Raw genomic sequence first — 18159 nt, 5'->3', positions numbered from 1 at the left:
GAAAATGAATCCCAATATGGCGTTTGGCGGATGGCTGACGCCATGTATACAAAAAAACGCTTAGAAGATGGCGTTTTTCATGGGGTGAACGCCGGATATCCAAAAAAATCTTGAGATTATGGCGCGCCGGATTCTACGCAGCAAAAACTACCGTATGATTACTAGTTACAAAAAAATATGACGCCCCATGGGGCGTCTATTTGACTTAAATGGTGGAAATAAAGAACAGGCGGTCTCAATCAATGAGACCGCCCGCTTTGTAAGGTTATTGTCAGAGGACAACAAGGTTCCCGGGCACCCACCCGAAGCTTTGCTTCGTGGAAGGGTGGGGTTGTTATTGTTAGAGGACAACAAGGTTCCCGGGCACCCACCCGAAGCTTTGCTTCGTGGAAGGGTGGGGTTCTTATTTACCGCAGCATTTCTTGTATTTCTTGCCGCTGCCGCAAGGACAAGGGTCGTTTCTGCCCGGTTTCTTTTCGACACGAACAGTCTTTGAACGCTTGAACTCTTTTACGATTTCTATTCTTTTTTCTTCGGTGAGCACGCCGTCCCACTGCTGCAGGCTAAATAAGTAGTCGGCTTCAGCTTTCAGCATGTTGAAGAAGAGTTTTTCAAAGTCGATGTCGAGGTCGATGACAGTGTCGTCAGTGACAGACTCTAAATCCATTTCCTTGTTTAAGCTGGAATTAATACCGTCTAAAAATCCGACAAAGATAGTCTTGTTGCATTCAAATTTTTCAACCAACTCAGCTACGGTGCCAGAAAGGTGCTCTGTATGGTTTTCTAAAATATGAGAGTATAACTTGGTTTCTGTCTCTGCATATTCTTTCCAGAAGGCCTCAAAGGTGTCTTCTGTCTGATTGTCAATCAGTTTTTGCCAGTCCTGATATAAGCTCATGGGTGATTCCTCCTTTATAAACGTTTTCTTACAGTTCTTTTGCAATGGCTAAGATATCGCCTACGATTGCGCTGCCTGTTGGAAGGGCGCCTGCGCCTTTTCCATAAAACATCACTTCGTCAACGGCGTTGCCGGTTACATAGATTGCGTTAAACTCGTTGGATACGCCGGCAAGCGGGTGAGAGTTTTCGATTTCCATAGGCTTTACACTGTATTCGAGTGTATCGCCGGTTTTCTTTGCGTGGGCAATCAGTTTGATTTTGCAGCCTTTTTCCTTGGCAGCGTTGATATCGTCCATAGTGATTTTGCTGATACCCACGGTAGGAATTTCGGCAGGCGGTACGTATTTGTCGAACGCAAGAGCCATCAGGATAGAAAGCTTGTTGGCTACATCAATACCTTCAACATCAGCAGTTGGGTCAGCCTCTGCAAAGCCTTTTGCCTGGGCATCTTTGAGTACGTCGTTGTAATCAAGACCGAGGTCGGTCATTTTTGTCATGATATAGTTGGTAGTGCCGTTTAAGATGCCCATGACTTCTGTAAATTCATTGCCTGCAAGAGCTTCTGTAATTGCAGTCAGGGCAGGGATACCACCGCCGACGCTGGCTTCAAATCTGAAACCTACGCCATTTTCTTTTGCAGCTTTGTGCAGCTTGTCAAAGTTAGCTGCGACAGCAGCTTTGTTCGGCGTAACAACGCCTTTGCCGTTTTCCATGGCAGTCAGCATGAAAGTAGTGGACGGCTCGATACCGCCCAGAGATTCTACCACAATATCAATGTCAGGATTCTTTAAAATATCGTCAGGATTCTGTGTAGCCTGGTTTTCTTCGAGTCCAAGCGCCTTTACACGTTCCATATTCTTTTCTAAGACCTTTACGACCTCAATGGTGCGGTCGATTCTTTTTTCGATTAATGCCTTGTTTGTCTGCAGGATTTCGTAAGTGCCGCCACCTACGGTACCCAGACCGAGTATTCCGATTTTTACTGTTTTCATAACAGCCTCCTTGTACAAAATTTCCATTGCTAAAAATTATATAACAAAAAAGCAATTTTGTCTTTATATTTCTGCAAAAAAGATTTATGATGTAAGGACGGAGGTTTTTTTATGGCATTACACATTGTACTGGTGGAACCGGAGATTCCGCCTAATACCGGAAATATTGCAAGAAGCTGTGCTGCAACAGGCACGGTTTTACATTTAGTGAAACCTTTAGGGTTTTCTATAGACGATAAGGCGGTGAGAAGAGCAGGTCTTGATTACTGGCCTTATGTAAAGCTGGAAATTCACGAAAGCTTACATGATTTTATGGAAAAGTATTCTAAGGATCATACTATGTATCTGGCGACTACGAAAGGCGGACATCTTTATACTAATGTAACATATAAAGATGAAGATATGATTTTGTTCGGCAGAGAAACTGCCGGTCTTCCAAGAGATTTCATCAAAGAACACGAGGACACGGCAGTGCGCATTCCTATGAGTGAAGACACCAGATTGCGTTCTTTCAATCTTTCCAACTCAGCGAACATTATTTTGTTTGAAGCACTTCGCCAGCTAGGATTTCCTGAACTTGCGTAGGAGTTTTGGTGCAAAAAAGTTGCTGCATAGAAAAACAGTAATTCCCTTGAAAAGAACTGGCTCAATGTGGTATACTATTTGCATAGGAGATGGGTAAATGAAACTTGGTTACGAATTAACAATTGAACAGACTCAGAAGCTCTCCATGACACCAGAGCTGATTCAGGCCATCCAGATTTTGCAGTTTAACAACCAGGAGCTTTCAGATTATGTGCAGAACGAACTTTTGGAGAATCCCGTATTAGAAGCGGAGAAGTCCTACGATGCACAGGAAGTTGACATCAGAGAAAAAATCAGAGAAGCGGACTACGAAGAAGAGAGTTTTCGTCAGTGGGAGTACAGACCTGATGACGATGATGATTATACTTATGAGCAATATGTATATGAAGAAGATACATTAACCGACTATTTGATGAGTCAGCTGCAGTTTTCCAGGCTGACAGGTCAGATGGCGACAATCGGACGATATATTATAGAAGTCATTGACGACAATGGCTATTTAACTATGTCCGTGGAAGAGATATCCAAGGCAGTTGGTGCGGATATTGATACAGTGGAAGAAGTGCTGAATTTTATTCAGACCTTCGATCCCTGCGGTGTAGCAGCGAGAAATTTGCGGGAGTGTCTGATCATCCAATTTGCTGCCAAGGGACTTTTGACCGATGAGATTGAATATATCATTGAGAACATGCTGGAGGAATTGGCAGATAATAAGATTGCTTACATTGCAAAGACGATTGGCATTAAAAATCAGGAAGTACAGCAGATCGCTGATTTAATCAAGACCATGGAACCAAAACCCGGCAGAGTTTTTTCTTCCGGCGAAGCGACCGGATATGTGGTGCCGGACATCATTGTCGAGAAAGTCAACGATGAGTATCAGGTGATGAACAACGATACCAGCATGCCGAAATTGATGGTGAGTTCTTATTATAATAAATTATCGGCAGAAGCGAAGCAGGATGAGGAACTGAACAAATACCTGACCGACCGGTTCAATGCGGCGGTATGGCTGATCAAGAGCATAGAGCAGCGGAAACAGACCATATATAACGTGGCCAGCGCTGTTGTTAAGTATCAGCAGGATTTCTTCGATAACGGAGAGAAATCGCTGAAAACCCTGACGCTGAAGCAGATTGCAGAGGATGTTGGCGTACACGAGTCTACTGTCAGCAGATCCATCAATGGAAAATATATGCAGAGCCCTCGCGGCGTTTTCGAACTCAAGTATTTTTTCTCCAGCGGGGTTTCAGGCGAAGATGGCACGGGTGTTTCATCCAACAGCGTAAAGTCCATCATCAAAGAGATTATCGCAGGAGAGAATCCGCAGAAACCTTACAGTGATCAGGATATGGTTGAGATATTAAAAAATAAGGGAATTGATATATCCCGAAGAACTGTTGCAAAGTATAGGGAGGGCATGAATATCCTGTCTTCCTCCAAGCGGCGCAGGTTCTAATGGCACTTGCCCCCCAATTTCTGAAAGAAATTGAAGGGAATGCCTTATGCTATAAATTCCCAAGAGGGCAAGCTTGTTAAGCGATGCTCAATTGGCAGAATTTAGTCGTAAAATGGTGCTTGCACCAATACAGTTGACATACTTTAATTTGATATAAAGAGAGTTATGGAGGTAAATTATGGCAATTAAAGTTGGTATTAGTGGATTCGGAAGAATCGGCAGAGTGGTAATCAGAGCTGCAATGGACATGCCTGAAATTGAAATCGCAGGCATTAACGTTCGTAACGCAGACATTGATTACCTAATCTATATGTTGAAATATGATACGACATTTGGTCGTTTTCCTAAGAGTTTAGATAAATATGAGGAAGGTATCATCATTGATGGCAAGAAAGTTCCTGTATTCAGCGAATCAGAAGCGAAGAACATTCCTTGGGACAGATGCGGCGCAGAATACATAGTAGAAGCGACAGGTGCTTATACTACAACAGAGAAGGCGCTCGACCATGTAAAGGCAGGTGCAAAGAAAGTCATCATATCTGCACCAGCAAAGGATAAGACTACGCCTACATTTGTTTACGGTGTTAATTCAGATGAATATACCAGTGATATGCAGGTGGTTTCCAACGCATCCTGTACTACTAACTGTTTGGCACCGCTTTGCAAAGTTCTGGAAGATAACTTTGGTATTGAACAGGGACTGATGTCGACCATCCACTCTGCAACAGCAAAACAGAAAGTGGTAGATGCTCGTTCCATGAAAGACTGGAGAACCGGCAGAAGCGTATTTGGAAACGTGATTCCATCCACCACAGGCGCTGCTAAAGCAGTAGGGCTGGTTATTCCGTCTTTGGCAGGTAAGATGACAGGTATTTCGTATAGAGTGCCGACTGCTGATGTTTCTGTAATCGACCTGAATGTAGTACTGAAAAAATCCGCGTCCTATGATGCGATTTGCAGAGCTGTTAAGAAGGCGTCAGAAACTTATCTCCACGGCGTTATTGAGTATGTGGATGATGAAGTTGTTTCCGGAGATTTTGTCGGTGATCCGCATACTTCTATCTTCGATGCGAGAGAAGGTATCGAACTCAACGACAAGTTCTTCAAATTAATTGCGTTCTATGACAATGAGTATGGATATTCCTGCAAAACTTTAGAGCTGATTAAACATATGTATGAAGTAGATCACGCAAAGTAAAGAGGCTAAATATGAAAAAAACCATTAGAGACATTGCGCTCAAAGGAAAAAAAGTAATTGTAAGATGTGATTTCAACGTTCCCCAGAAGGACGGTGTCATCACAGATGATAACAGAATCAAAGCTGCACTGCCGACAATCACTTATCTTAGAGAGCAGGGCGCTAAAGTGATTCTCATGTCCCATCTGGGAAGACCGAAAGGTGAGCCGAAGATGGAATTTACACTGAAACCTGTAGCAGACAGATTAGCAGAACTGCTGGACTGCGAAGTGAAGTTTCAGAGCTGCCCTGAAGTGGTGTGCGACACCATCAGAGACATGGCGGCTTCCTTAGAAGAAGGTGAAGTTATGCTTCTTGAAAATGTTCGTTTCCGCAAAGAAGAGACGGACAATGGAGCAGAATTTGCCAAAGAACTGGCTGATCTTGGAGAAATTTTTGTTCAGGAAGCCTTTGGAACAGCGCACAGAGCGCATGCTTCTACAGCAGGTATTGCGGACTATCTTCCTGCAGTATCAGGATTCCTCATCGAAAAGGAGGTCAAGTTCCTTGGAGATGCGCTTGAAAATCCTAGCAGACCTTTCGTTGCCATCATGGGTGGCGCCAAAGTAGGAGACAAAATTCCTGTCATTGAAAATCTGCTGAAGAAAGTCGATACGCTGATTATTGGCGGCGGTATGTCCTATACTTTCTTTAAAGCAATGGGACTGGAGATCGGAACTTCCATTTTAGATGAAGCGAATATAAATCTTGCAGCGGAGCTGATCGAAAAGGCTAAGTCGGCAGGTGTAGAACTGCTGCTTCCTGTCGATGTTGTCTGCGCTAAGGAATTTGCCAATGAAATAGAGACAAAAATTACAGACAGGGATGGGATTCCTTCTGACATGATGGGACTTGATATCGGACCAGCAACGGTTCGCCTTTATGGTAAAGTGCTGAGAGAAGCGAAGACTATCGTGTGGAACGGACCTGTCGGCGTTTTTGAAATGCCGACCTTTGAAAAGGGAACTAAGGCAATTGCTGAGATTCTGGCAGAGAGTGATGCTGTGACAATCATTGGCGGCGGAGATTCTGCAGCGGCAGCAGAGCAGTTTGGACTTGCGGACAAGATGAGCCACATTTCCACAGGCGGCGGCGCATCGTTGGAATTTTTGGAAGGAAAAGTACTTCCGGGCATTGCCGTCATTGAAGAAAAATAATAATTTATTGTAATCTTACATGCAGTGGAGAAGTCTCCTCTGCATGTTTTATAGGAATAGGAAGGAATAGAGATGAGAATTCCACTAATTGCAGGAAACTGGAAAATGTATAAAACCACAGAAGAAGCGCTTGCTTTTGCAAAGGAACTGAAAACAATGTATGGAGATACTGACGTAAAAGCTGCAATTTGTGCACCATATACGCAGCTTGCGGCATTGGTAGAGGCTTTTTCTGGAAGCGGAATCGGTGTCGGTGCTCAGAATGTTCATTTTGAAGAAGAAGGTGCATTTACTGGAGAAGTTTCACTAAATATGCTCAAGGAAATTGGTGTAGATTACTGTATTGTAGGTCATTCGGAAAGACGTCAGTACTTTGGAGAAACTGATGAGACGGTAAATTTGAAACTGAAGAAAATCCTAACCGATAGTGAAATCACGCCGATTTTATGCGTTGGCGAGGATTTGGCACAGAGAGACGCTGGGATCGAACAGGAAGTTGTATGTGCGCAGATAGAAAAGGCTTTTGCAGAAATTTCTGCAGAGGATGCTGCTAAAGTGGTGGTAGCCTATGAACCAATCTGGGCAATCGGTACCGGCAGAACCGCAAGTCCCCAGCAGGCAGGAAAAATGTGCGCATGGATCAGAAAGTCTATCGAAGGTCTTTACGATGAAGATACCTGTGATAAAGTGATTATCCAGTACGGAGGCAGCGTAAAGCCTGAAAATGCAACGGAAATTATGGATATGGACGAGATTGACGGCGCGCTGGTTGGCGGGGCTAGTCTGGATTCGTCTAAATTTATGGAGATTGTCAACTTTTAGCAGGAAAACACTTGATTTTTCGTGGTTCTTATGATAAAGTTAAATGGTTAAATTTAAAGGAGGGAATAAGATGAAGATCGCTCTTATGGCATTACTGGCAATTGCAAGTATCGTTCTGATTTTAAGTGTTCTTCTGCAGTCTGGTAACAGCGATGGTTTATCCGGTTCTATTGCAGGCGGTGCAGAACAGCTTTTCGGAAAGAAAAAGGGCAGAGGATACGAAGCAATCTTAAGCAAGATTACAGTCGTATGCGCTGTGTTATTTATCGTGCTTTCACTTGCTATTGTTTCAATGTTTAGTTAATAATTTAATTTAAAATATTTGTTTGGTTTTATAAGAGGCGCGTGCATATGCGGTGCCTCTTTAAACGCGTTATAAACCAGACAAGAAAATGGAGGTATTATATTATGAATTGGATTGTACCAATCGCGGCTGCGGTCGGACTGTTGGTAGCCTTCTGCTTGTCCTCCTGGATCAGCAAATCTGACGAAGGTACTGACAGAATGAAGGAAATCGCAGGATACATCAGAGAAGGTGCTATGGCTTTCTTAAAGAGAGAATACAAGACCATGGTTATCGTAATTGCTGTGCTGTTCCTGCTCATCGGATTTGGCCTGCAAAGCTGGATTACTGCAGGACTGTACCTAATTGGTGCGCTGCTGTCTGTACTGGCAGGTTTCTTCGGTATGAACGTGGCAACCAAAGGTAACGTAAGAACTGCATGGGCTGCCAAAGAAGCAGGTATGCCAAAAGCGCTGAAGATTGCATTCAGATCTGGCGCTGTTATGGGTCTTTGCGTATCCGGTCTTGGACTTTTCGGTCTTGGCGTAGTGTTCTGCGTACTGGATCTTGCAACTGTTACAGAATGTATCACAGGCTTCGGTCTGGGCGCTTCGTCTATGGCGCTTTTCGGAAGAGTAGGCGGCGGTATCTATACCAAAGCTGCTGACGTAGGCGCTGACCTTGTTGGTAAGGTAGAAGCAGGTATCCCTGAAGATGACCCGCGTAACCCTGCTGTTATCGCTGACAACGTAGGCGACAACGTAGGTGACGTTGCTGGTATGGGGTCCGACCTGTTTGAATCTTATATAGGTTCTATCATTTCCGCTATTACTCTGGCTTCCGTTGCTGTTGCCAATGCACCAGAAACTGCAATGTTCTCTGAAACAACTGCTGCACTGTTCCCGCTGCTGCTTTCTGCAGTAGGTATCATCGCTTCTGTTCTCGGTATCCTGATGGTAAGAGGCAGCGAGGGTTCCAACCCTGCAAATGCCTTGAACATGGGTACTTACATCAGTGGTATCATTGTAATCGTTGCTTCTCTGGTTATGAGTAAGTATATGCTGGGTGATTTCACTTATGCATTTGCAATTATTGCAGGTCTGGTTGCAGGTATTGCAATCGGTAAGATTACAGAAGTTTACACTTCCGGCGATTACGGTTCCGTTAAGAAAATTGCTGAACAGTCTCAGACAGGTGCTGCTACTACTATTATCAGCGGTCTGGGCGTTGGTATGATGTCCACTCTGTGGCCAATTATCATGATTTGTGTAGCTACTTTCGTAGCATATATGTTTGCAGGTGTTTATGGTATCGCACTGGCAGCTGTAGGTATGCTGTCCACAGCAGGTATGACTGTAGCAGTTGACGCTTACGGTCCTGTATCCGATAACGCTGGCGGTATCGCAGAAATGTCTGAACTTCCACACGAAGTTAGAGAAATCACCGACAAATTAGACGCTGTAGGCAACACTACCGCTGCAATCGGTAAAGGTTTTGCTATCGGTTCTGCTGCTCTGACTGCACTGGCTCTGTTTGTATCCTATGCAAAAGTAGCAGGCATTTCCGAAGTAGGAATTAACCTGCTGAACCCAATCGTAATTATTGGTCTGTTCCTGGGTGCTATGCTGCCGTTCCTGTTCTCTGCTATGACAATGAACTCTGTAGGTAAAGCAGCTAACCAGATGATTGAAGAAGTTAGAAGACAGTTCAGAGAAGACAAAGGCATCATGGAAGGCACTTCCAAGCCTGACTATGCTAGATGCGTAGATATCTCCACTGGTGCTGCTCTGAAAGAAATGGTTATGCCAGGTCTGATGGCAATCATTGCGCCTTTAGCAGTTGGATTTATTTTAGGTGCTGAAGCTCTTGCAGGTATGCTGGGCGGTGCACTGTCTGCAGGTGTACTTCTTGCAATCATGATGTCCAACGCAGGCGGCGCATGGGATAACGCTAAGAAATATATCGAAGAAGGAAATTACGGCGGTAAGGGAAGCGAACCTCACAAGGCTGCTGTTGTAGGCGACACTGTAGGTGACCCGTTCAAAGATACTTCCGGTCCTTCCATCAACATCTTGATTAAGCTGATGACAATTGTATCCGTAGTATTCGCACCAATGTTTGGCGCTGGATTACTGGGCTAATCAGTATCATTGATGAAAACTGCATCGCACTGCACGGGAAACCTGCAGTGCGATGTTTTAATTTCGGTGTTAAAATGAAAAAATATTAGCTGTAAATTTCAGCACTTGTTGCAATGTATTTTATTTCCAGTTTTCATCTTTTCTTCAAACGATTTTCAAAATCTCGATTTTGTCCGCAAAAAGAAACCATTTTTGGCAGTTTTGAAAACCCAACAGAGTTTTTATGAAAACTGGAAGATATATTCAAAGTTATTGTCACTTTATCGTTCCTGTGATAGAATAATATGGATTTCATTAAAAAAGGATACAGACATGGCAAAGAAAGAAAAAGAGCCAAAAACCAATGCGGTACGCATGGTGGCGGCGAAAGGGATTGCTTATCAGCTACATACTTATGAAGCGCCGGAGGGCTTTTTAGATGGTGTTTCAGTGGCAGAGCAGGTAGGACAGAATCCTGATATGGTATTTAAGACTCTGGTTCTCGTAGGACATAGTAGACAGAATTACGTCTGTGTGATTCCTGTGGCATGTGAACTGGATCTAAAGAAGGCGGCGAAGCATTTTGGAGAAAAGAATATCGAAATGATCCATGCGAGAGATATTACGAAAATTACCGGTTATATCAAAGGCGGCTGCTCTCCGGTCGGTATGAAGAAATTATTTCCGACTGCTATTGACGAAAGGGCGAAGAATCATCAGAGGATTTGCGTCAGTGGCGGTAAGGTAGGACTGCAGATAGAGCTTTCACCGGTTGATTTGGCAGAATTAGTTGGTGCACAGTTCACCCATTTAACGAGAGAAGAATAAGGAGGCTGCTTATGAATATCAGAAAAGCCGCTGAGACGGATTTTATAGAGATTTTGGATATCTATGCCTATGCCAGAAATTTCATGTCGGAAAACGGAAATCCAACCCAGTGGGCGATTTGGGGTTACCCCGAAAAAGAACTTTTGGAGGGAGATATGAAAAGGGGCAATCTTTACGTCATGGAAGATGGAGGCAGTATCTGTGGCGTATTTGCTTTTATTATAGGTGCTGATCCGACCTACGACAGAATTGACGGCGGTCAGTGGCTAAACGACAGAGCCTACGGAACCATTCACAGAATCGCAGGAAACGGCACGGTGAAAGGGCTGTTGCAGCAGTGTGTGGATTTCGGATTTACCTTGATTGACAATATTCGTATTGATACCCACGAGGACAACAAAATTATGCAGCATTTGATTCAGAAGTGTGGTTTTACTTACTGCGGAATCATTTCTTCGAAAGATGGATCGCCAAGACTTGCATATCAGATGGCAAAGGAAAACCCCGGCACATAGGAAATGCCGGGGCTTTTTTATAAGAAAAGTTCCACCAGATACACTGCTGCACAGGATGCCAGAGCAACCGTGAAGAGATTGCCGGAAAACCACGCTACGATAACGGCAACGGCAAAGGCGACCATCCCTGAAATTAAGCTGCTGGTTGCCGTGATGATAGCTGGAAACGCCATGACAGCCAGTGTCACATACGGCACATAGTATAAGAAAGATCTGATAAAGGTGTTGGTAATCTCTTTTTGGATTAGCGTGAGCGGCAGGGCGCGGATTGCATAAATGGTAGCAGCCGCAACCAAAAGATAGATATATGTATTCTGTTCGAAGTTCATGACTGCACCTCCTCAGTAGTGTTGACCGGCTTGATGATTGCCGCGGCTGCTGCAATCACCAGGGTGAGAATGATAATTCTGGTGCCGGAAGAAATCTCTGATAGAACCGGCAGAAAGGTAAAAGCACAGCTTCCTGCCATGGAAGCCAAAACTACCAATGCGATGGCTTTGTCGTTTTTTGAGGCTGGAATCACCACTGCCAGGAACATACCATAAAGCGCTACGCTGAGTGCGCTTGCAAGACTGACAGGCAGGATATTGCCGACCAGAGCGCCGAGAATGGTTCCAAGTACCCAGCCTGGAGAAGCAACTGTGGCAGCACCTAGAGGATAATATGGATTCAGTTCTCCCTTGATTGATGCAGAAATACCGAAAATTTCGTCTGTTACAAAATAGGACAGCAGCAGCCTTTTGGGCAGGGAAGTGTTCGGATTAATCTTCTGTGACATGCTGCAGGACATGAGAAAATATCGGATATTAATAACCAGCTGCGTGATAATCATGGCAATATAGCCTGACTGACCTGCAATGACTGTTAATACTGCAAATTCACCTGCAGAAGCGTGCATCAGAAAAGACATCAGACCAGCCTGAAAAGCATTGATGCCCATTGATTTTGCTGCAATTCCCAGTGTAAAACCTACCGCAAAGTAACCAAGTGCGATAGGGGTACCATCTTTTAAACCTTTTAAATATTGTTTTTTATTGTTCATACGTTTTTTATCGCCTCATTGTAAAAATTCGTCTTGTTCTATTGTAATCTATCTGATTTACTTAGTAAACCCAATTTTTTTCCAATGTAAGAATTTCGTAATAAAAACATTAATGAATCTTAATTTCCTATTCATTGGCAGTTAAGATTTATGTTGTACTATGGTAGTATCATAAATCAAAAGAGGTAGAAGATATGAACATTCTAATTTTGACAGGACGATTCGGCATGGGGCATGTTAAAGCTGCCGAAGCAATCAAAGAACAGATTTTACAAGAAAACAGAGATGCAAAGGTAACGACGATTGATTTTATCGACTATATGTTTCCTGTACTCAGTAAAACGATTTATCAGGGGTTTAATTTTATGGTAAGCCGTTGCTCGGGACTTTATAATGCGATGAATAAGGCAGCAGGAAATAATAGTGGGGTGCCGCTGAAGCTGACTTTTACCAGAAAAATTGACAGACTCATAGAGGAACATAATGCGGATGCTATCGTGGTAGCATTTCCTGTATGTTCCCAGTATATTTCTTCTTACAAGAAAATGAGACAGTGCAGTATACCGCTTTATACCTATATCACGGATATTACTGCGCATGAGGAGTGGATTGCACCGAAAACAGACAAGTACTTTGTTGGGGATATATCGACGAAAAATGCGTTGCTTTCTAAAGGGGTCAGCGAAGAGAAGATTGAAATCACAGGCATCCCGGTAAGACAATGTTTTTATCAGGAGTACGAAAAACAGAATACCGGCAAGAAAGAGGTGCTCATCATGGGTGGAGGCCTAGGGCTTATACCGTCTTCGGAGGATTTCCTGGAAAAGCTATCAAAGTGTCGTGATATAAAAGTAACTGTAATCACAGGAAAAAACGAGAAACTGAAGCGGGAACTTGAGAAAAAATTCCCAGCAATTGAAGTCATTGGGTATACACAAGAAGTTAACCGCTATATGCAGCGGGCGGATTTGATTATTACGAAGGCAGGCGGTATTACGACCTTTGAAGCAATTGCGACAAAGACACCTCTTTATATTATAAAACCATTTCTTGAACAGGAGTTTGGCAATGCTAAGTATATTGAAGATCATAACATTGGCAGGGTTTTATGGGACACCTATGCCGATGAAGCAGAAGATATTTTACAGCTGCTCAGACATGACAGACTGCTGGAGACAATGAAGAAAAATATGCAGGAAATAGGAAAAGGATTTAGTAAAGGGTTGATTGCATGAAAAAGAAATTATTAATAACGACATTGCTAGGAATGGGAATTGCAGCAGGCTACAGCTATATACCGTCGCAGCTTGGAAAAGTGCAACAGAGGCTTAAGCAGAACGCAGAAGATGCAATTCAGTCCCTGGCAATACGAGAAAAGGTGATTTATTTGACTTTCGATGATGGTCCGCATTCTGCGTATACAGGAAAATTACTGGATTTACTGGCAGAGTATGAAATAAAAGCGACTTTCTTTGTAGTAGGAAAATTTGCGGAGGATAATTCTGATCTCGTCTTGCGAATGGCACAGGAAGGGCACACTGTGGGAATCCATTCTCTGGAGCATAAAAGTGCAATGATACAGACACCATCTTATACCCGCTGGGATTTTAAGAAGAGCCTGGAAATCATGGAGGATTTGGGCATTGACGTAAAATACTACAGACCGCCTTGGGGACACGTCAACTGGTCTACCTTGCAGCAGATAAAAAATCACGGTCTGCAAAAGGTTCTTTGGGACGTGATGGTCGGTGACTGGGAGGAAGACTCTGATGAAGAACAAATGCAGTACCGGCTGCTAAAGCACGCATCGCCGGGGAGTACTATCTGTCTCCACGACGGCAGAGGCGATGGAGCAGTACAAAACGATGCACCTCTTCGCATGATTGAGACGTTAAAGAAAACCATTCCCCTTTGGCTGGAAGAAGGGTACAGATTTGAAACCATAGATGAGAAGTATAGACATGAAAATTAGCTTTATAAAATTATGCAAAAACGGCGGCTTATTTCTGATACTATTATTGCTGACTTTTTACAGTATCTTTCGGGAAACACAGCCGTCACAGATTTTGTCAGCTATATCAGGGGCAGATATAAAGTATCTATTGCTGGCGATCTGTGCTATGGGGATTTTTCTTCTCGGAGAGGGACTGAACATTGGACGTTGTCTGCAGCTTTTTGAAAAGAACAGGTCTGTGCTTTGCGGCATCAAATATGCTGTTTGCGGATTCTTTGGAAGTTCTGTGACGCCGTCTGCTTCGGGCGGGCAGCCACTGCAGCTTTATTTTATGCACAGGGACGGCGTAAATCTGTCCCATGGAACGCTGGCGCTGCTCTTTGAACTGCTCAGCTATCAGATTGTAACCATTGTGTTAGCTGTACTTGGTTTTTTTGCTGTGCAGGATACAATTTCGGCGTCCATGGGGGATATGAAGGTATTGCTGTTTTTTGGAGTTGGCCTCAATGCGGTTGCGATGATAGTACTGATCTGTGCAATTTTTTGTGGACAGGTGGATGAAAAGATAGTTAGTTTATTTGTAAAGTTTGCAAAGAAATGCAGTGAGGAAAGGGGAGCACGTCTGGAAGAAACCCTGACCAGCGCGCTGCAGGAATATCAAAGGAGTGCGGTTTTCTTAAAGCAGAATAAAAACATTTTTGTTAAGACCCTGGTAACGACAGTTGTACAGATGATAGCCATGTACAGCATTCCTTACTGGATTTATTTAAGCTTAGGCTTGTCAGGATATTCGGCTGTAACTGTGATTTTCTTGCAGGCGGTGCTTTTTGCTTCTGTATCTGCACTGCCGCTGCCGGGCGCTATGGGAGTCAGCGAAGGGGCATTTTCTATCCTGTTTCAAACTCTATTTACAGGAGGGCTGCTGCCGGGTGCTATGTTGCTCTCAAGAAGCATGAGTTTTTATCTGCCACTTGCGGTCAGCGGAATTTGCACGATGATTTTGCTGGTAGGTGTTAAAAAGTGCACCATTAGACCTGAAATTTAGGCTATTGGTGCACTTTTTATCTTCTTGCGAAATTTATTTATTCTTAAATTCCGGTGCTCTCTTTTCCAGGAAAGCAGCCATGCCTTCTGTCTTGTCTTCGGAGCCAAAGGCAGCGGTGAAGGTTTCGATTTCAAATTTGCTTGCGGATTTCATATCCATATCGTAACCGTTGTTGATAGCGGTTTTAGCAGTTGCGATAGCGATAGGAGCCTTAGAAGCGATGGTTTTAGCAACTTTTTCGGCTTCTGCAATTAATTCCTCAGGTGCGGAGATTTTCTCAACCAAACCGATTCTATACGCTTCAGAAGCAGGAATCATTTCAGCGGTCATAATCAGGTATTTTGCCATACCTTTGCCGACCAGTCTAGCAAGTCTTTGGGTGCCACCAAATCCCGGAATAATGCCAAGACCAACTTCCGGCTGACCGAATTTGGCTTTTTCTGAGGCGATTCTGATGTCACATGCCATGGCGAGTTCGCAGCCACCGCCGAGAGCAAATCCGTTGACTGCAGCGATTACAGGCTTTTCGATGTTTTCAATCAGGTTCATTACTTTGTGACCCATAATCATCATCTGGCGACCTTCCAAGGCAGTGAGCTGGTGCATCTGCGCAATATCAGCGCCTGCAACAAAGGCTTTGCCTTCGCCAGTTAAAATAACTGCCAGAACGTCTTTATCTGTTTCAATTTTGGTGAAAGCGTCATAAAGCTCAGTAAGTACATCCATGTTCAGCGCGTTCATTGCTTTCGGTCTGTTAATGGTAACGTAAGCAATATTTTCTTTTATTTCGTATTTGATGTTCTCGTACATGTTTTTTCTCCTTCTTACATATATAGAAAAATAGTCCTTGTTAATAATATAACACTTTATAAGCTCTTTTTCAACCCTTCAAAAGCGTTCTTCACAGGAGAAAGTGAAATAATTATCAATGTCAGGATTCCTTCAGCGGCAAGATAGGTGAAATTATACCATAAAGACCAAGTAACCGCGTTAAATCCTTCAGGTGCATAGCTGCCGAAGAAGACAATGCCGGAGAGGGCTGCACAGATATAACGCACGAAGAGTCCCAGCACGTAGCCTTTTGCAAGACCGTTTTTCTTATCCTTAAATACGCCGGCAAGTCCCAGAGCGCCAAAAGCGAAGGGATAATCCACAAGAAGCTGCACGGGGTGAATGACGTAAGGGCTGAACAGCAGATTCAAAAGTCCCACGACAAAGCCACAGATGACGCCTCGGCGGGTCCCCAGAAAATAGCCGCAGAGGGCGAGGGGAAGCATGGAAAATACAGTAACCGTTCCGCCAAATGGCATTTCAAAGAGTTTCAGCTGTCCAAGACCTAACGCCAGCGCAGCAAGAAGAGCTGAAATAGTCAGCGCTTTTGCATCAGGCTTTTGTGATTTGTTTTCCCGTTCTTCCTTGGACGGAATTAGAATTAAAGCAAAAAATACGACAATCACGGCGATGATGACGACGTGACCAATGGTGGATTCAAAGAATCCCTGCATGTTTTTGAACATAAAAAATACCTCCATCTTGTAAATGATTGGAGGGGAACTGAACCTGGCATATGTGATATAATCAATGCTTCCCTACGGCAGTACTAACTGCATCAGGTGTTGAGGGTCTGGCTGCGCCCGCAGGCTGACAGTCATTCTCAGCAAAAGCTCCCCTAGCGAATACAATAATAAGGATAGTGCGATTTTTCCATTTTGTCAATGGTTAATTTTACAGGTCTTTGGACAGAATAATGAGAAGCATGCCGTCCGTAAAAGAAACTGTAGCAGAATCACAGATAATTTCATTGCTAACACCTAAAGTGGTTTTATTCGTCAGGTGGTGATTCGTTAGTGGATATTTGACACCGCGGAGGGTGACATTTTTTGCATCGTCTCCGTAGCTGATAATACCCAGATAGGTATAGGCGTTTTTTGGAACCGTGTAAGTGCCGGGCGCAACCATAAAGAGGTAATTTTGTCCATCAATAAGGCTAAGACGAATGGTTGTGCCGCAAAATTTTGCAAGCATGCCGATATTGCCCATGGTATGGTCAAAGCGGCCTCCAAGCCCGCCGAGGAGGGTAATATCTTTATAACCTTTGGAAACTGCCAGATCAATGGCAGCTTCGCTATCGGTCATATCCTTTTCCATGGGAAGCTTGATGACATCGCCGGAAGGTACGTTCATGGAATCGTAGTCGCCGATGAGAAAGTCAGGAGAAAGCCCCAGTTTTTGGGCAATAAGCAGGCCGCCGTCGGCACAGATAATCTTATTAAACTCAGAAAAATCAAGGGTCAGACTATCTGTGTGTTCAAGGTGTGAAGTAATAATTAAGGTTTTTTCCATAGGAATTCTCCGATTTCAATTGTATTTATTCTACAGATATTATATAATATTTTTATCGAGTTTAAAATAAGGAGTTTTTATATGTACAATATTATTGTAAGAGAAACCAGTTCTGAAATTCGTGCTATTGCGCGCAGCTCTCTGAAAGGCTGCTGGCCTCAGGTGGCAATCGGTGTGTTTTTGTACTATGTAATGACAATGACAATTCCGGTTATTTTAGGCTATCTAATGCCTTTTGCATCCTACAATTACTATAATACGTTTTTTGAACAATCCATTAGTCTTTCTTATGTAGCCAGACTGTATAATCTAGTGCTGACCGGCGCCTTTGAGCTGGGACTTTGCAGTTTTATGATTGGATTTTTCCGCAGAAAGGAAAGCAATCCAGCAGGCATTTTCAATGGATTTGAGAACTTTCCAAAGGCTTTTTGCCTGTTTGTCGTACAGAATATCTTCATTGCCCTGTGGGCGTTGCTTTTGGTAGTTCCAGGAATTATTGCGGCAATTCGTTACAGTCAGGCATTCTATGTTCTTGCTGATCATCCAGACAAGGGCGTTATGGAATGTATCGAGGAGAGCAAACGTATGATGAATGGCAACAAGGGCAAGTTTTTCTGCCTGATGCTGTCCTTTATCGGCTGGGCAATTCTGGCCGCAATTCCGAGCGCATTTATGCCAATAATTCCTGGCATAGTTGGCGAAATTATTGATTTGGTATATTCTATTCCAGTTTTCTTTATGCTGACATATCTTTACGTCACACGAGTGGTATTTTACGATTTAGCCAGTGGTCATCTGGTTGCAAAGTCAGAGCCTTCGCCGGAAGATAGCTATTACTTCTAATAATGATTATAAAGAGCGCTTTCTTAGGAAGGCG

Annotated in this window: 20 protein-coding genes and 1 riboswitch; of the genes, 13 read left to right on the top strand and 7 right to left on the bottom strand. The window is 43.6% G+C overall.

Annotated features, from left to right (window positions below):
- Positions 1–403: 403 nt before the first annotated feature.
- A complete protein-coding gene (locus tag D1151_RS00155) occupies positions 404–898 on the bottom strand; it encodes an SEC-C metal-binding domain-containing protein (RefSeq protein WP_161907511.1) in 495 nt (164 codons plus the stop codon).
- 28 nt (positions 899–926) lie between these two features.
- Positions 927–1892, bottom strand: coding sequence for a homoserine dehydrogenase (locus D1151_RS00150; RefSeq protein ID WP_161907510.1), 966 nt, complete (start codon positions 1890–1892; stop codon positions 927–929).
- A 111-nt stretch (positions 1893–2003) separates the two neighbouring features.
- On the opposite strand from D1151_RS00150, the gene trmL reads away from it, so the two are divergent.
- The 9 genes from trmL (at position 2004) to D1151_RS00105 (ending at position 10898) form a co-directional block, all read left to right on the top strand.
- Positions 2004–2477 carry a tRNA (uridine(34)/cytosine(34)/5-carboxymethylaminomethyluridine(34)-2'-O)-methyltransferase TrmL gene (gene trmL / locus D1151_RS00145; RefSeq protein ID WP_161907509.1) on the top strand — a complete coding sequence of 158 codons (474 nt, stop codon included), beginning with the start codon at positions 2004–2006 and terminating at the stop codon, positions 2475–2477.
- A 97-nt stretch (positions 2478–2574) separates the two neighbouring features.
- Positions 2575–3936 (top strand): RNA polymerase factor sigma-54, encoded by a 1362-nt coding sequence (gene rpoN, locus D1151_RS00140; RefSeq protein ID WP_161907508.1) that lies wholly within the window; start codon positions 2575–2577, stop codon positions 3934–3936.
- A 178-nt stretch (positions 3937–4114) separates the two neighbouring features.
- Entirely contained in the window at positions 4115–5134 is a 1020-nt protein-coding gene (gene gap / locus D1151_RS00135) for a type I glyceraldehyde-3-phosphate dehydrogenase (RefSeq protein WP_161907507.1), read from the top strand.
- An 11-nt stretch (positions 5135–5145) separates the two neighbouring features.
- Complete coding sequence (gene pgk / locus D1151_RS00130; RefSeq protein WP_161907506.1) at positions 5146–6330, top strand: phosphoglycerate kinase; 1185 nt, start codon at positions 5146–5148, stop codon at positions 6328–6330.
- A gap of 72 nt (positions 6331–6402) precedes the next feature.
- A complete protein-coding gene (gene tpiA / locus D1151_RS00125; RefSeq protein WP_161907505.1) occupies positions 6403–7152 on the top strand; it encodes a triose-phosphate isomerase in 750 nt (249 codons plus the stop codon).
- Positions 7153–7222: 70 nt separating this feature from the next.
- Positions 7223–7456, top strand: coding sequence for a preprotein translocase subunit SecG (gene secG / locus D1151_RS00120; protein WP_160202666.1), 234 nt, complete (start codon positions 7223–7225; stop codon positions 7454–7456).
- 104 nt (positions 7457–7560) lie between these two features.
- The gene (locus tag D1151_RS00115) at positions 7561–9576 is read left to right on the top strand and encodes a sodium-translocating pyrophosphatase (RefSeq protein WP_161907504.1); all 2016 of its coding nucleotides are present in this window, start codon (positions 7561–7563) and stop codon (positions 9574–9576) included.
- A 312-nt stretch (positions 9577–9888) separates the two neighbouring features.
- Positions 9889–10383: a Cys-tRNA(Pro) deacylase gene (gene ybaK / locus D1151_RS00110; protein ID WP_160202664.1), complete on the top strand. Its 495-nt coding sequence runs from the start codon at positions 9889–9891 to the stop codon at positions 10381–10383.
- A gap of 11 nt (positions 10384–10394) precedes the next feature.
- Positions 10395–10898: a GNAT family N-acetyltransferase gene (locus tag D1151_RS00105; RefSeq protein ID WP_160202663.1), complete on the top strand. Its 504-nt coding sequence runs from the start codon at positions 10395–10397 to the stop codon at positions 10896–10898.
- Positions 10899–10915: 17 nt separating this feature from the next.
- On the opposite strand, the gene D1151_RS00100 is transcribed toward D1151_RS00105, so the two are convergent.
- Positions 10916–11227 (bottom strand): AzlD domain-containing protein, encoded by a 312-nt coding sequence (locus D1151_RS00100; protein ID WP_160202662.1) that lies wholly within the window; start codon positions 11225–11227, stop codon positions 10916–10918.
- Positions 11224–11940 carry an AzlC family ABC transporter permease gene (locus D1151_RS00095; RefSeq protein ID WP_160202661.1) on the bottom strand — a complete coding sequence of 239 codons (717 nt, stop codon included), beginning with the start codon at positions 11938–11940 and terminating at the stop codon, positions 11224–11226. Before D1151_RS00095 ends, D1151_RS00100 begins: the two co-directional genes overlap by 4 nt.
- Before the next feature lie 194 nt (positions 11941–12134).
- On the opposite strand from D1151_RS00095, the gene D1151_RS00090 reads away from it, so the two are divergent.
- The 3 genes from D1151_RS00090 to D1151_RS00080 are packed head-to-tail and all read left to right on the top strand — an operon-like array spanning position 12135 to position 14939.
- Positions 12135–13175 carry a glycosyltransferase gene (locus D1151_RS00090; RefSeq protein WP_243151122.1) on the top strand — a complete coding sequence of 347 codons (1041 nt, stop codon included), beginning with the start codon at positions 12135–12137 and terminating at the stop codon, positions 13173–13175.
- Positions 13172–13912 (top strand): polysaccharide deacetylase family protein, encoded by a 741-nt coding sequence (locus tag D1151_RS00085; RefSeq protein ID WP_161907503.1) that lies wholly within the window; start codon positions 13172–13174, stop codon positions 13910–13912. Before D1151_RS00090 ends, D1151_RS00085 begins: the two co-directional genes overlap by 4 nt.
- The gene (locus D1151_RS00080) at positions 13902–14939 is read left to right on the top strand and encodes a lysylphosphatidylglycerol synthase transmembrane domain-containing protein (RefSeq protein WP_161907502.1); all 1038 of its coding nucleotides are present in this window, start codon (positions 13902–13904) and stop codon (positions 14937–14939) included. The genes D1151_RS00085 and D1151_RS00080 overlap by 11 nt, the downstream gene beginning before the upstream one ends.
- Positions 14940–14972: 33 nt before the next feature.
- Here D1151_RS00080 and D1151_RS00075 read toward each other — a convergent pair whose 3' ends face one another.
- The 3 genes from D1151_RS00075 to D1151_RS00065 form a co-directional block, all read right to left on the bottom strand.
- A complete protein-coding gene (locus D1151_RS00075) occupies positions 14973–15749 on the bottom strand; it encodes an enoyl-CoA hydratase-related protein (RefSeq protein ID WP_160202658.1) in 777 nt (258 codons plus the stop codon).
- Positions 15750–15805: 56 nt separating this feature from the next.
- Positions 15806–16456 carry an energy-coupled thiamine transporter ThiT gene (thiT, locus tag D1151_RS00070; RefSeq protein WP_161907501.1) on the bottom strand — a complete coding sequence of 217 codons (651 nt, stop codon included), beginning with the start codon at positions 16454–16456 and terminating at the stop codon, positions 15806–15808.
- Positions 16457–16508: 52 nt separating this feature from the next.
- A riboswitch (TPP riboswitch) is annotated at positions 16509–16620 on the bottom strand.
- A 44-nt stretch (positions 16621–16664) separates the two neighbouring features.
- Entirely contained in the window at positions 16665–17282 is a 618-nt protein-coding gene (locus tag D1151_RS00065) for a thiamine diphosphokinase (RefSeq protein ID WP_161907500.1), read from the bottom strand.
- An 81-nt stretch (positions 17283–17363) separates the two neighbouring features.
- Between D1151_RS00065 and D1151_RS00060 the strand changes: the two genes are divergently transcribed.
- Positions 17364–18125: a DUF975 family protein gene (locus tag D1151_RS00060; protein ID WP_161907499.1), complete on the top strand. Its 762-nt coding sequence runs from the start codon at positions 17364–17366 to the stop codon at positions 18123–18125.
- The last annotated feature ends 34 nt before the right edge of the window (positions 18126–18159 follow it).

The sequence above is a fragment of the Emergencia sp. 1XD21-10 genome (assembly GCF_009936045.1).
Taxonomy (GTDB): Bacteria; Bacillota; Clostridia; order Peptostreptococcales; family Anaerovoracaceae; genus Senimuribacter; species Senimuribacter intestinalis.
Note: the sequence above shows the minus strand (reverse complement) of the source record. Positions and strands in the feature narration are given on the sequence as shown.

Excerpts from the sequence above, each read along its gene's own strand:
- D1151_RS00155 (WP_161907511.1), bottom strand. The coding sequence starts at position 898 with ATGAGCTTATATCAGGACTGGCAAAAACTGATTGACAATCAGACAGAA.
- D1151_RS00150 (WP_161907510.1), bottom strand. The coding sequence starts at position 1,892 with ATGAAAACAGTAAAAATCGGAATACTCGGTCTGGGTACCGTAGGTGGC.
- trmL (WP_161907509.1), top strand. The coding sequence starts at position 2,004 with ATGGCATTACACATTGTACTGGTGGAACCGGAGATTCCGCCTAATACC.
- rpoN (WP_161907508.1), top strand. The coding sequence starts at position 2,575 with ATGAAACTTGGTTACGAATTAACAATTGAACAGACTCAGAAGCTCTCC.
- gap (WP_161907507.1), top strand. The coding sequence starts at position 4,115 with ATGGCAATTAAAGTTGGTATTAGTGGATTCGGAAGAATCGGCAGAGTG.
- pgk (WP_161907506.1), top strand. The coding sequence starts at position 5,146 with ATGAAAAAAACCATTAGAGACATTGCGCTCAAAGGAAAAAAAGTAATT.
- tpiA (WP_161907505.1), top strand. The coding sequence starts at position 6,403 with ATGAGAATTCCACTAATTGCAGGAAACTGGAAAATGTATAAAACCACA.
- secG (WP_160202666.1), top strand. The coding sequence starts at position 7,223 with ATGAAGATCGCTCTTATGGCATTACTGGCAATTGCAAGTATCGTTCTG.
- D1151_RS00115 (WP_161907504.1), top strand. The coding sequence starts at position 7,561 with ATGAATTGGATTGTACCAATCGCGGCTGCGGTCGGACTGTTGGTAGCC.
- ybaK (WP_160202664.1), top strand. The coding sequence starts at position 9,889 with ATGGCAAAGAAAGAAAAAGAGCCAAAAACCAATGCGGTACGCATGGTG.
- D1151_RS00105 (WP_160202663.1), top strand. The coding sequence starts at position 10,395 with ATGAATATCAGAAAAGCCGCTGAGACGGATTTTATAGAGATTTTGGAT.
- D1151_RS00100 (WP_160202662.1), bottom strand. The coding sequence starts at position 11,227 with ATGAACTTCGAACAGAATACATATATCTATCTTTTGGTTGCGGCTGCT.
- D1151_RS00095 (WP_160202661.1), bottom strand. The coding sequence starts at position 11,940 with ATGAACAATAAAAAACAATATTTAAAAGGTTTAAAAGATGGTACCCCT.
- D1151_RS00090 (WP_243151122.1), top strand. The coding sequence starts at position 12,135 with ATGAACATTCTAATTTTGACAGGACGATTCGGCATGGGGCATGTTAAA.
- D1151_RS00085 (WP_161907503.1), top strand. The coding sequence starts at position 13,172 with ATGAAAAAGAAATTATTAATAACGACATTGCTAGGAATGGGAATTGCA.
- D1151_RS00080 (WP_161907502.1), top strand. The coding sequence starts at position 13,902 with ATGAAAATTAGCTTTATAAAATTATGCAAAAACGGCGGCTTATTTCTG.
- D1151_RS00075 (WP_160202658.1), bottom strand. The coding sequence starts at position 15,749 with ATGTACGAGAACATCAAATACGAAATAAAAGAAAATATTGCTTACGTT.
- thiT (WP_161907501.1), bottom strand. The coding sequence starts at position 16,456 with ATGTTCAAAAACATGCAGGGATTCTTTGAATCCACCATTGGTCACGTC.
- D1151_RS00065 (WP_161907500.1), bottom strand. The coding sequence starts at position 17,282 with ATGGAAAAAACCTTAATTATTACTTCACACCTTGAACACACAGATAGT.
- D1151_RS00060 (WP_161907499.1), top strand. The coding sequence starts at position 17,364 with ATGTACAATATTATTGTAAGAGAAACCAGTTCTGAAATTCGTGCTATT.